The sequence below is a fragment of the Deltaproteobacteria bacterium genome, assembly GCA_026388545.1.
In the GTDB taxonomy this organism is placed as follows: domain Bacteria; phylum Desulfobacterota; class Syntrophia; order Syntrophales; family UBA2185; genus JAPLJS01.
The window spans coordinates 47,242-59,834 of record JAPLJS010000104.1 but is presented as its reverse complement, the minus strand read 5'-3'; the positions used below and the strand labels follow the sequence as shown (position 1 = coordinate 59,834).

10 protein-coding genes are annotated in these 12,593 nt (G+C 51.8%); 1 reads left to right on the top strand and 9 read right to left on the bottom strand.

Annotated features, from left to right (window positions below; all coding sequences use genetic code 11):
* Nucleotides 1-148 precede the first annotated feature (148 nt).
* A complete protein-coding gene (locus NTW12_12165; protein ID MCX5847089.1) occupies nt 149-487 on the bottom strand; it encodes a lipocalin-like domain-containing protein in 339 nt (112 codons plus the stop codon).
* Nucleotides 488-1,262: 775 nt separating this feature from the next.
* Between NTW12_12165 and NTW12_12160 the strand changes: the two genes are divergently transcribed.
* Nucleotides 1,263-1,538 carry a hypothetical protein gene (locus NTW12_12160; GenBank protein MCX5847088.1) on the top strand — a complete coding sequence of 92 codons (276 nt, stop codon included), beginning with the start codon at nt 1,263-1,265 and terminating at the stop codon, nt 1,536-1,538.
* Nucleotides 1,539-1,934: 396 nt separating this feature from the next.
* Here NTW12_12160 and NTW12_12155 read toward each other — a convergent pair whose 3' ends face one another.
* The 8 genes from NTW12_12155 to NTW12_12120 all read right to left on the bottom strand — a co-directional run bounded on the left by NTW12_12155 (nt 1,935) and on the right by NTW12_12120 (nt 12,591).
* Nucleotides 1,935-2,267, bottom strand: coding sequence for a hypothetical protein (locus NTW12_12155; protein MCX5847087.1), 333 nt, complete (start codon nt 2,265-2,267; stop codon nt 1,935-1,937).
* Nucleotides 2,268-2,280: 13 nt separating this feature from the next.
* The gene (locus NTW12_12150) at nt 2,281-3,732 is read right to left on the bottom strand and encodes a 4-hydroxyphenylacetate 3-hydroxylase family protein (protein ID MCX5847086.1); all 1,452 of its coding nucleotides are present in this window, start codon (nt 3,730-3,732) and stop codon (nt 2,281-2,283) included.
* Nucleotides 3,733-3,756: 24 nt separating this feature from the next.
* The gene (locus NTW12_12145) at nt 3,757-4,977 is read right to left on the bottom strand and encodes an acyl-CoA dehydrogenase family protein (protein ID MCX5847085.1); all 1,221 of its coding nucleotides are present in this window, start codon (nt 4,975-4,977) and stop codon (nt 3,757-3,759) included.
* A 67-nt stretch (nt 4,978-5,044) separates the two neighbouring features.
* Nucleotides 5,045-6,214 (bottom strand): iron-containing alcohol dehydrogenase, encoded by a 1,170-nt coding sequence (locus NTW12_12140; GenBank protein MCX5847084.1) that lies wholly within the window; start codon nt 6,212-6,214, stop codon nt 5,045-5,047.
* A 691-nt stretch (nt 6,215-6,905) separates the two neighbouring features.
* Complete coding sequence (locus NTW12_12135) at nt 6,906-8,288, bottom strand: hypothetical protein (GenBank protein ID MCX5847083.1); 1,383 nt, start codon at nt 8,286-8,288, stop codon at nt 6,906-6,908.
* Between the two features lie 983 nt (nt 8,289-9,271).
* A complete protein-coding gene (locus NTW12_12130; protein MCX5847082.1) occupies nt 9,272-9,715 on the bottom strand; it encodes a glycine cleavage system protein H in 444 nt (147 codons plus the stop codon).
* 246 nt (nt 9,716-9,961) lie between these two features.
* Nucleotides 9,962-11,113: a (Fe-S)-binding protein gene (locus tag NTW12_12125; GenBank protein ID MCX5847081.1), complete on the bottom strand. Its 1,152-nt coding sequence runs from the start codon at nt 11,111-11,113 to the stop codon at nt 9,962-9,964.
* The gene (locus NTW12_12120) at nt 11,110-12,591 is read right to left on the bottom strand and encodes an FAD-binding oxidoreductase (protein MCX5847080.1); all 1,482 of its coding nucleotides are present in this window, start codon (nt 12,589-12,591) and stop codon (nt 11,110-11,112) included. The genes NTW12_12125 and NTW12_12120 overlap by 4 nt, the downstream gene beginning before the upstream one ends.
* Between the last annotated feature and the right edge of the window lie 2 nt (nt 12,592-12,593).

Here is a 12,593-nt window from a genome sequence, read left to right as displayed (position 1 = left end):
CTACTACTAAATGATTTTGAAAAGCCCTATCGTTATGAATTACGGTTTGAAAGAAAGAGTAACGTTAAAGCTAAGGGACGCGGCGGGCTTTTTACCGCGTCCCTCTTGAGCACCTTGTTAGATTGCCTTCTGTTATTGTCGCCAATCTCTATTTCACTCGTTCAAACGTCATTATCACCCGTCCCATCCCTTTTTCGGGCCAGTTAGCTTTAACGTGCCATGCCGTGAGAACCTGAAGACGGTCGCCATCCATCTTTAAAAAACGTGTCTGTTCGGTGCCGACCAAAGCAGGGTTCCAGGAAACATCGACCTTGTTGATCAACTTATCTCCTTCAATGCGATACGTAGCCGCGTAAGCGAAAACGGTCTTCATCAACTCGGCACGATCCTGATCGGTATTCGGTGCCTTCCGCCCCTCCGCTGTAATGATCACCATCATTCGCCCCTCGGATGTGTAGATGACGTAGCCCGCCGGATTCTTTCCCATGTCGGATTCTCGTTTGCCCGTTGCTTGCCACTACGTATCGTATGAAACCAGTTTCCAAACACCAATAATCTTCGCGTGATCATCAGCGAAACTCGGTGGTACTAAAAAGAGAAACAAAACCAAAACAACTAACCATTTCAACTTAAACATAGTGCCCTCCTTTCATTTGTACCTTTTGATAATCTAAAATTGTGATTAGTTAGAACTTAATTTTCGATTTTGCAATACAAAAAAATTATATGGTATTTACCAGTAATAGCGTGGCAATTATCATGAGGCTATGATTACGCGATCTTGATTCGGGCATCTTATGTGTATGAAGCCGATGATTATAGATTGAAAGTGTGGATCAATGACAAATATAGAAAAAACAAGATTTCAGGAAGAAGCAGATCGTTTTTACAAGTATGGAGACACTCAAATCCACTGCCTCACAAACAGCCCCTTTCCTTGAACAACCCAATCTAAGACCTCAAAAGGGGTGGATGTTTATCTTGATTGGAACTTCGGGAATAAAGCTGTACCAATTAGAGAATGATCATCGCTGATTGTCGTTAGGATGGGTTTGGATAAGGAGTCACGCTGGTCACTGCGAGAACGAAAGGCGTGATGCTTTTGTACGAACTGCCGCAGAAGCATTAAGGGTTCAATAAAGGGTGACAGGTTTTAACGTGGATAAATATTGAAATAAGATTTGGAACGACATCCGAAAAGTGATAAAGGGGCATCTGAAAAATTTACCGTAAATCATTTTGACATCTGAGAAAGGGGTTTTATGAATTTAGACAAAGTTTTTAAAGTAGCTGTTCTTGCGTTGTTCGCCGTAGCTATCTTGGTTTATGGAATGGTGAACAGATACCAATTTTTTCATGCGAGTGGTAGTCTTTCGGGGTTTGCCTGTAACCATTATACAGGGAAATGTGAATGGCTATCCCCGGAAGAGATGGGTAAAGATAAACTGGTGAAATATCAGGAAGAGAAACAGAGAGAGGAAATGGGAAGGCAGCTTGCGCCGCCAGCACCGCAAACGCCAGATAAACCTCGGCAATGATGAACGTTGGAAAAGGTTGTAAAATTGACGGAGCGCCATGAGGTAGAATGGGTTTGGGTAAGGGGTCACGCAGGAAATGCTGAGAATGAAAAATATGATTCCTTAGCACAAACCGCTATAGAATCGTTCAGGTTAGAATAGGAACTGACAGGTAAAGGGGGCTGGATAGATTACCAGCCCCCTCTTTATAGCTTGATAACTTAGATTAGATATTCGGGTCGATATTCTGTTGAACAAATGGTCTCAAATTAATGCCAACTTCAATTATAGAGAACACCTATTTATCTACACATGGCTGCATCATTGAGAATCAATGATTATTGTTTATACTAATGCTAAAAGGTGGCAGACACTACTTCTCTAATTTATTTCCTTTCAATTCTGCCCCCTTAAACTTTAAGCGACGTGAGTCCTTCCTTTCTTCTCCAGCTTCAACGCCTGTATTCTTCTCACGATAACATCCGCCATCCTGTCCCTCGGTACCGACTCGAAATCAACCGTCGCTCCCCCCACGCGAATCCATTGCCGCGCCATGCTCGTCACGGCAGGCCGATCCGCACAAGCAATTGGACATCCGCAAACAAGAATCGCCGTTTCCCATCGATTCGTTGTGTGGTCCGTCACGAGTCTGCAGTCCGGCGGAAGCAGCTTTTCAATCTCCTGAATCAATCCGGAACGATTGATCTGGGGGTTACATCCCCCGCAGTATTTGATGCCTATCAAAGCCATTTAAGAGGAAGTGTTAATCTTTGATTCCGAGAATGTCCTTTGCAAGAGCCTTCTTGTATTCCAGGTTGCCCTGGCGTGAAATCATAATCCTCTGCGCCTGCGGCGATCCGGCGCCGTGCATGGATTCCGTCCGGTATCCGACGGCCGCTGTTCCCAGTGTGATGTTTTCAATCAGGCGCAGAACGCGGCAGCGATGCTCCGTCGGCACAGACGCCACTCCTTTCAAATATTTCTCCACGACCTTGCCGATCTCAGGGTGGCGCAAATCCTTTTCCGATGCCATTGTGACCATGAGTCCTCCCGCTATGTCCTCTGCCAGTCTCGCAATTTCATACGGAAAGCGAGTCACGTTCTGCTTGCATACGTTGGCCAGAAGCAAATCAATGAGATAGTTTCCGGATGCGGTCTTATGACCTTGCGACGAACAGGCAATACCGCAGGCATATAATGTTTCGTTGAGGTGAATCATTTCGATCAGCTTGTCCCGGACATGGGATGCCCTGGAAACGCCGTTGTAATCGGCAGCCAGAGCCGCCGCGCCGATCAGCACATCTCCGACACCGACTTTGCAGCCGCCATAGCTCTGGCGGTGGTAACCGGCAAAACGCTCTATAAGAGCGCCGGTGAATTCATACTCGCCACACATAAAGACGTTCTCCCAGGGAACGAACAGATTATCAAAAACCATCAGCGCCTCATGACCGCCAAATTGCGGATTGCCTACATCGATCTCGCCTCCCTCAAGTTTTCGGGTGTCGCATGACTGGCGTCCGTAAATATAGAAGATTCCCGCGGCGTCGGCGGGCGCCACAAAGGAAAGAGCATAGTCGCTGTCCTCTTCCGTCATCGTGATCGTCGGCATGACAAGAATCCAGTGGGAATTTACGGCCCCGGTCTGGTGGGCCTTCGCACCCCGGACGACGATGCCGTCCTTTCTCTTTTCCACCACGCGTGTATAAAGGTCCGGATCGGCCTGCCTGCCGGGTGAGAGACTCCGGTCCCCTTTTGGATCGGTCATCGCGCCATCCACCGTCAGGTCTTCTTCCTGCATCATGAGCAAAAACTTGATAAATCGGTCTCGATATCCGGTGCCAAATTTCTTATCCATTTCGAAGGTGACGCTGTCCATGGCATTGATGGCGTCCATTCCGACGCAGCGCTGAAAACAGGCTCCCGTCTTTTGCCCCATCAGCCGCTGCATCTTCACCTTCTTGATCAAATCGTCGGTATTCTGGTGGATGTGGCAGAACCGGTTGATCTTTTGTCCCGTCAGGTGCGATGTCGCCGTCATCAAATCTTCATGTTGAGGGTCCTGAGCAAGGGCGTAAGTCATCTTCACCGAATTCATCGACGGCCGGATGATGGGATGATCTACAGGGGTTTTTACCAACTCGCCCATCAAATATACTTTAAGATTGAGTTTCCGAAGACTCTCCTCATATTGTTCAGGGGTTTTCAGTGCCATTTTCTTTCCCTCCTTATTACTATATTACTTACCACTGCTCATGTAAGGATAGTAGCTCTGGGCCACGTCAAGTCTCGCCAGCTGCCCTCCACCAAGCCATATCTGGATAATCTTGCTGTCCCTCAGGTATTTCTCCACGTGGTACTCCCGGGCATAGCCGTAGGAGCCCATGAGCTCCATCCCTCTATTACATACCATCTCCGTGACGTCGCAGGCATGCACCTTGGCTGCACTCGCACGCGCTATGAGGTATTCCTCTCCCGGGTTTCCAAATCTCTTCCGGTTATTGAACATCGCCGCGACAGTGAGGTAAAAGGCGCGGGCCGATTCTATGCCGATGGCCATGTCGGCGATCATGGCCGCTTGCAGGGAATGATTCCGGACGGGTTTCCCCCCGTAAGCCCTCGTTTTGCTGAACTCTATGACGGCCTCTAAAACGGCTTGCGCGTTTCCAAGCGAGATGGGAGCGCTCGTGAGCCGACCCCAGCCGACGTTGGCCCTGAATAGTTGCCAGTCAACACCGGGCCCTCCGGCTCGATATTCCTTCGGCACCCTTACGTTATCGAAGTAGATGGCGGTATTCACATCCGTTACCTTCATCCCCATCTTTTCTTCCGGTTTGCCGAAGGAAAGTCCGGCAGTATCCTTCGGGACATAGATGAGAGCCACCCCTTCTTCCTTCAGGCCGGGATCGGTGGTACAGACAACGCAATAGACATCTGCAATGCTCGCGCCGCTGGGCCACATCTTTTGACCATTGATGACCCATTCATTTCCCTCAAGCTTGGCCGTGGTTCGAATAGTACGCGCGCGTTCGCCTACATCTTCAATATTGCAGCCTCCCGCCGGCTCGGTAATGGCCATACAGCCGCAACGCGGCGTGTCTTCACAGAACATGGGAATGAATTTTTCCATCAGGAACTTGTTGCGGGCGCCCATCGCAGCCGCCAGACACCATGGGATAATCAGGGTGTGCAGGGAAAGGCCGCTGTCTCCTCTCGATATCTCTTCAGAAATGGCGCAGACCGTAGGCCCCGAACGAATTCCCAGGCCACCGTATTCCGGCGAGAAACCCCGTTTCTGGATGCCGAGCTTGACCAGGCCGGCATAGGCCTTATCAAACACGGCATAGTCATCATCCAATTGCATGCGGACCGGCATTACTTCCTTTTCGACATAATTGCGGATGGTCGTCAAAAAGGCCAGTTCCTCCTCGGATGTGATAAAATCTCCGTACCTCTTCATAAAAAATTCCCTCCTTCTACCCTGGAACAATTCCTTCTTCGAAACCTTGCGCGTTTGCCTTACATCATCATTTGCAAAGGCTCAGTATTTCCGCAATGACCTCTCTCGTGTACGCTTTCATTCCCCACACCAAGGCTGTTGCAGACGCGTTTTCCGCAATTCTGCCGATCTCGGCTTCCGATACATTGGCCTCTTTCAGCGATACGGGACTGCCGATTGATGAGAACCAGCGTTTCAAATGATTGATCCCTTCCGCCGCCGCTTTCAGGTCGTCCTTTTCTTTGATATGAAAAAGCTCTCTTCCCAATCGGGCAAATTTCGATGGGTTTTTGGGCATGGCATAGATCATCCAGCCTGGCAGTGTTATGCTCAGGCCTGCGCCGTGTGCAATATCGTAAAATGCACTCAGTGAGTGTCCCATCATATGAGCGGGAAAGCTGACAAGACCCATGCCTGCCGTTGTCAATCCGTTGAATGCGAGTGTTGCCGACCACATCATGTTGGCTCTGGCGTTATAATTTTGAGGATCATTAAGAACTATTTCTGTGCTTTCCATAACGGTTTTCATTATCCCTTCAACCAGTCTGTCCTGGAGCGGGCTCTCCGGTTCCCTGTTGTTAAAATAGCCTTCCAACATGTGCGTAATGATGTCTACGGCGCTGTAGGCACTATAATCAGGGGTAAGCGAATACAGAACGGTGGGATCAAGGACAGACGACTTGGGCTGTATAAAGGGAGAGACGATGGTGAGTTTCTGTGCGCCTTCCTCCTTTGTAATGACAGCCGTGGGATTCATCTCCGAGGCGCTGGCGGACACGGTAACAACGGTCAAAATGGGAATAGCGCCTCGTATCTTTTTCTTAAAGGTGAAAAACTCCCAGAGATCTTCACCGGGATCCGCCTTTACACCCACAGCGATCGTCTTTGCCGTATCGATCACGCTGCCCCCTCCTACGGCAAGTATGACGTCAACATTTTCGCGCCGGGCAAGTTCGATCCCCTTGAGAACATGGGAGAGAACAGGATTCGATCTGGCGCCGGGAAATTCCACGATGGAAAGGTTTGCCTCATTGAGAGAGGAGATCACCTGATCATATATCCCATTTCTTTTGATACTGCCCCGGCCATAGACCAGAAGTACCTTCTTTCCGCATCGATTGACTTCACTGCCTATACGGGCAATCATTCCCTGGCCGAAAATAATCCGGGTCGGATTTTCGAATACGAAGTTTTGCATAATATCATGTCACTCCTTTCGAAATGTTAATGAACCGCCGCTCATTTCATGAGAAACTGGTTCTGTTACCGAGTCATGGAAACCTCCAGAATAGGCAAATGCTTTTAAAATAAGCGAGAAGGAAGAAATAAAACGAGAAGGGAAACAAAAAATATTTTCCAACTGAATTGTGACAGGAACATGCGCTGTAATATTTCAAGTATAGGAAAAACTGTTCTTGCATGTCAAGAAGAAAGGCTCCCGGTAGGTGGTGTATAAGGTTAATCCGGAAATAGCAGTGCAGTACTTTATGATAACGGCGTCCCAATGAGTATTACCATTTAAATGTTGCATTTTGAAAAAATTGCCAAAAACAAGACTACAGGAAGTTGTCCGCATCTTACCTGAACAGAAAATAAGCTGTCAAGACTTTGCGCCTTTCATCCCGAATTCAATAAATTAATTCGATTAGCAACTATGCACATTAGTATTTGCTATCAGTAAGTCTGAACTTGGTTAAATTCAAATAAATCTAAGCTCTTGTACAAAGGTTGTAGACAAGATTTTATCATGAATCGAAGATTTCCGGAAATGCCTCTTAACGCCAAGTTAAGGGGCGCGGCGGCTTTTTGCCGTGTCCCTTAGTTGTGGTTGGGCAGCAAATTTCTGACCAACATTCGATTAGCCTTTGACAAGGTGCAATAGACAGGGTTTACTTCAGGGTCTGATCCCAACTCTTCTTGCCATCTGGATCGTACCAGCCTTGGAAACGAAGCGCGCTGGGTACTTCACGCACCTTCCAGTACCCGTTGTTACTGCTGACGTATTTCCTCAGCGATTCGAGGATCTTGCCGTAGTCCTTCCGGTCTTGTTCGCTGAGTGTCACATTGGAGATCCGAGCGTTCAGGAACTGTATGGTCGCATCTCTGAGCAGCGCCAGATCGCTCTGAGGCCACTGCACGAGCTCCAGGTCGTTATCGGGATTCTTGTCAGCATCATTGGCCGTCAGGATCTGCTTCAGCTTGGCGCCTTGCTGTCTGAGGTTTTCGCCATACGACGACAGGACGTGGTCGCGACCAACGCTCATGACAAGCGCCTGCTGGGCCGGGCTTAACTTGTTCCATACGCTCTTATTGATGATCATGTAGGTGATCAGGAACTGCTGGTGCCAGCCGGGGAAGTGCAGGTACCGAGTCCCCACAGTACCGGGATTTCCCTCGGGAAGTCCGAAAAGCTGTGAGAAGTCGTCGAGGGGAGTAGCGAATTCATACGCCTGAATCTGGCCGTCGACCACGGCCTTGACCAGAGACCCACCCCCGGCGATGGCCGTGATAAACTTGATGTTCTTTTTCGGAATCACGCCACCCGCTACCAGGTTGTCACATGCGCGATCGAGAACGTACTGAGCCGGCGGGAGGTAGCGGAACGTCCAGTTCTGCTGACACAACCCGGCCAAGCCGACGCCGGCCGTTGATCCGACATTACCTATCGGCAGCATGAAGTAGCCGGAGCCCTGTTGACTGCTTCCGACAATGGGAACCGCCACAACGTTCTTGCCGCTTTTGTCAAGTATTTGCCGGAGCAGGTCGAGGCCGCTCTCTGTGCCTTCGATCGACTTCCCATAGAGAAAGCCTATGAACTCATCGAAGTTGGGGCCGAAGGGAACTGCCGAATTGTAAATAAACCCCCATGCCGGGTTGAGGTCCGATCCCGAAATATAGGCGGCGTCGAACCCTTTCCCTCCCGCCAAAGGTCCCCCAGCGCCGACGGCGGCCACAATATCTTTGAACTTTTTGGGAATCGCCGGGGTCGGCGTGTACTTGGTGAACTTGACCTCCCCGGCCTTACCGAGAACGGTCGTCGAAATGCTCAGCAGCTTGGCGGCATATTCATCCGCGGGAGGGCCGATTGCCGCCGAGCCACTAAAGCTGCGAAAGGAAATATCCAGCGCCAGAGCGGATTGCGCCGCCAACAAGATTGCACAAGCAAACGCCATAACAGTGGCACCGAAAAACGACAGGTGTTTTGTGTGAGATGCCATACGTTCATCACCTCCATGAACTGTGTAACTTCTGCCCAAATTTGAAGTAGCCATTTTGTCCTCCTTTCATTTACGTGATCAGCGCCTAACTATTTATTTACTCTTATTCAACAAAACCCCGCACTCTTTTGAGAAACGGGGTTTCAATAATCAATCCATGGCACCCTCACGCAGGGTTTATATGGTTCAGAAACATAATCGCTGCTGATACATACGTTTTTTTTATTATCACGAATTACAAAAGAAATCTATTGTAAAAAGGAAAATCGGGTTGGTAAGAATTACAAAAAAACATTCACTTTCTTCTTGAGCGGAAGAATAAAGGTTCAGGCTTTGCCCCTTTGATCCTGTAATCAATAAACCGGACCGATAGTCGGATATGAACGATAGTATTTGTTACCGATATTCATGGCAAAACGTAATTTGACAGTGTCCGTCATCTTGGAAATCTTAAAATACTGAAAATCACCAATCATGGGTTAATCCCGCTACTGCTCAGGCGGGTTCAAGAGGAAGAGGAAACGGGCCTCTGAAATCGGAGATTCCCGACTCTGTACTTATCCCTGCGCCCGTGAAAACTACCAAGTAGTGGGACTCACACATCAACTGTGCCAATGTTTGGATTCTTTTTTCCAGATCCCCGTTCATCGTTTATGTAATAAAACACTTTCCACCGGAGCGGTCAAGAAGGGAAGAATCGTTGCAGGGGGAAACCATCAACTCCTCCCTTTGGTAAAGGGAGGGTGGGAGGGATTTTAAAAGCGCTAAAGTATTATGCGGAAGTTAGTTTATCTATTGGCGATTAGAAAGAGATAGTTATAGGTGGATAATTGATCAAAAAGTGCCTGGACGAAGGTTTTAAAAAATAAAGGGGCTGCAAATCGCAGCCCCTTTATGGTAGGTGTCCACCTTATGGAAAGAATTAACAAAGAAAAGAATTTTTTCCTGATAGGTCCCCCTTTTCTAAAAGGGGAATATGGAATCTATTTTCGTAGGAATGACAATTTGAGACGAAACCGTCAAATTTATCCTCCAACTTAACTCTTCAGTAATCCTCGTTTGCGCCAATCGGCGATGGTTTTCTCCAGCCACGTCTGAGTGGCATCGCCATGCATCAGGTCGGGCAAATCGCGCTCTGCATTCTCTGGCTCGATGAGAATCAGCCAGCCTTTGCCGTAAGGATCCGAGTTCAACAAACCCGGCTTATTCATGACCTCCGGGTTGATTTCGATTACCTGTCCCGCGATGGGCGCTCTGAGTGGCCCGACGTACTTGCCCGCTTCCATCGTTCCGAACGGCTTGCCCTTGGCAATGGGCCGGCCCGGCGGCTTGAGCCGGACGGCGGTCACCGCTCCGGCTGATCGCTGGGCCAGGTCATTTAGCCCAACGGTTGCCCGTGTGCCTTCCATGCGCATCCACAGGTGATCATCCGGATGGTAATAGAGTTCATCCGGCAAATTGATTCCTTCGACTTGAGCCATACGGACCTCCTTAATTGTGAGACCTTTGAAAAATGCCTCCTTTTCGTCATTCCCACCCCCGATAAGTGCATTCGAGGGCAGGCTCCGGTGGAAATCCATAAAAAATTGAAAATAACTTTATCCTGATACGTCCCCCTTTGTAAAGGGGGATACAGGGGGATTTTTCTAACGATTATCAAATCCCCCCAACCCTCCTTTGCTAAAGGGGGGAATATACGGTGGCTATTCTCGTAATAGTGATAAGGGTCATTTGTCCAGGGCCTCGGCCAGCAATTCTACGATGTCTTTCACTGTGACATCGGGAGCGGTTTGCTCTGCTCCGCGCGTCAACGTCCGCACGCACTGTGGGCAGGCGGTCACGATGACCTGTGCGCCGGTTGCAGCCAGCTTGCCTGCCGTTCGCGCCGCCACGCGCCCGGTCAACGCCGGGTCTACCATTTCCAGGTCGCCGCCGCCGCCGCAACACAGCCCCCGCTCGCGCCGCTCGTGTACCTCGATGAGCTGCAGACCCGGGATTGCCGCCAGCACCGCGCGCGGCGCATCATACACCCCACCATTACGCGCCAGGTCGCACGGATCGTGGTACGTGACTATTCGTTTTACATCCTTCATCGGCAACCGTTGGGCAGCAGTCAACTCTGCCAGCAACTCGGTCGAGTGGAGCAGCCGCACGCCGGGCAAATGGCGAGCGTATTCTTCAAGCCACATCATCCGGCAGGCCGGGCAGTTAAAGACGATGGTTGTTGCGCCGATCGCGCGGACATGTTCCAGGTTGCGCTCAATCACCGCGTGCGCCTGTTCATGCATCCCGGCGGCAAGCAGCGGAAAGCCGCAGCAGATTTCGCCTTCGCCCAGGATCGTGAAATCCACCCCGGCGGCTTCGAGTACGCGGACAAACGCCTCGGCGATGCGCTGGACGCTCGGCGAAAAGGACGTCAAACAGCCGACAAAATAGACCATCCCGGCCTGATCCCGTTGGTAGAGATCGGCGGGGGCATCATCCATATACTCGACCCAGCCGGCCCGTTCGTCGTTCGGGTAGCCATAGACGTTGCCGGTCTTGGCGACGTTATCGCGCGCCGCCGCCAACCCTTGGGGCGACAGGTCTCGCGCGACTGTTTGCCTGCGCGCCTCCAGCCAGAACCGGCGCAGATCAATGCGCGTTGAGCAGACCTGGGTGCAGTGTCCGCACAGCGTGCATTGGTAGAGCCGCGTCATCTGATCTGCGGTCGGCGGTGTTCCCTCCATGATCAGCCGGGTGAGTTGAATGCGGCCGCGTGGCGAGCATGATTCCCAGCCGACGCCCGCGTAGGTCGGGCAGACCGCCCGGCAATAGCCGCAGTAAGCGCAGATGACTGCTTCGGCCATCAGTCCTTCGAAAAAGGCCTGATCCTTCATGGCCGCTCCCTTCCCAGTGCGATGTGCGCCGCGCCAAGCACTGTAGCTCCTATGCCAAACGTGATCGGCCACAACGGGAACGACGCCTGATACAACTTGCCTGGATTCATGATGCCCGACGGATCAAGCCGCGCCTTGCGCCGCCTGAGCTCGGACAATCGAGTCCGGCTGAACAACCGGGGCAGGTAGGCCGAGTTCCACAGCCCGACACCGTAGGGCCACCCACCATAGCGCGCGGCCAGGTCGTGCAACCGCTTGGTGAATCCAAGCGCCGCCAGGTATTTTACTGTACGTCGCTCGTCGGTCGGATAGAGAGACATGACCAGGGCCATGTCCGGTGCGACGGCCAGGCCATAAGTACCGATCAGCAAACGGCTGCGTTCGGCCAGGGCCTTGACCGACTTGAGGTAGTGGTGCAGCGCGTCTATCGGCAGCCACGATTCGGCAGCCAAAAGCGTTGGCCCGGCCCGCTTGGCGCGCAGGTGATACAGGCGCAGATTCCATTCCTCCAGCGCCAGGTCGGAAGACAGCTCGCACCCCGCCACACGGGTCAGCCTGTCTTTGCCCTGATTGACCTCATACGGCTCGCCCTGGAAACTTACCAGGAGCAAGCTTTTCTCGCTGACAGGAAAATGTGACTGCGGCAAGTCGAGCGGAATGTGGAACCCGGCGCGCGCCAGCAGGCGCAGGTAGCCGCTGTCGGCGAAAAAGATGGTGAAGGGGCGTGGCTCAGCGCGGGCGAGCGAGACGACGTTCCGGCCGAGTGTGTTCAGGTCATCGAAGGCGAACAGGTGATGAGACTCAGCGGCAGGACGCGGGCGGATGGTCAGTTCAACCTGGGTGATCACGCCCAAGGTGCCTTCGGCGGCGACGAACCAGTCGAGCGGCGGATCGCTTTCGCGCGTGACGTTGACCAGCTCGCCATTCGGCAGCGCCACTTGCAAGCTGACCAGTAGCTCGCCCACTCCGCCGTACTTGAGACTGCCCATGCCGTGACCCTGCATACTCACCCAACCGCCGACAGTCGCCGAGACCGCGCTTGACGGATACGACTTGACGGCAAAGCCCCTCTGTTGCAAGGCGTCATCCAGATCAAACCAGGTGGTGGCCGGCAGCACTCGAACGGTCTGCCGCGCGGCGTCCAGCTCGATTCCATCGCGCAGGTCATTCACATCCAGCACCCATCCCCCACGCACGGGCACGGAGTTATAGTAGCTAGTGCTGGCGGCGGCGCGGGGTGTGACCGGGATGCGCTCGCGCGCGGCATGGCGCATCACCTCGGCCACGTGCTCGGCGGTGCCGGGCCGGATGACGGCATCGGGCAGCGTCAGGAAAAACGGCTTGACCATGATGGCCGGGACAGGGGCCAGGTCGCGCGAATACAGCTTGCGCTCGATGGCGTCCTCGGTCACGCGGTCAGCCGGAATGGTAGGGAATGTTATCACCGATTTTAAAATTTTGTCCCTTTTCGAGGTCATTT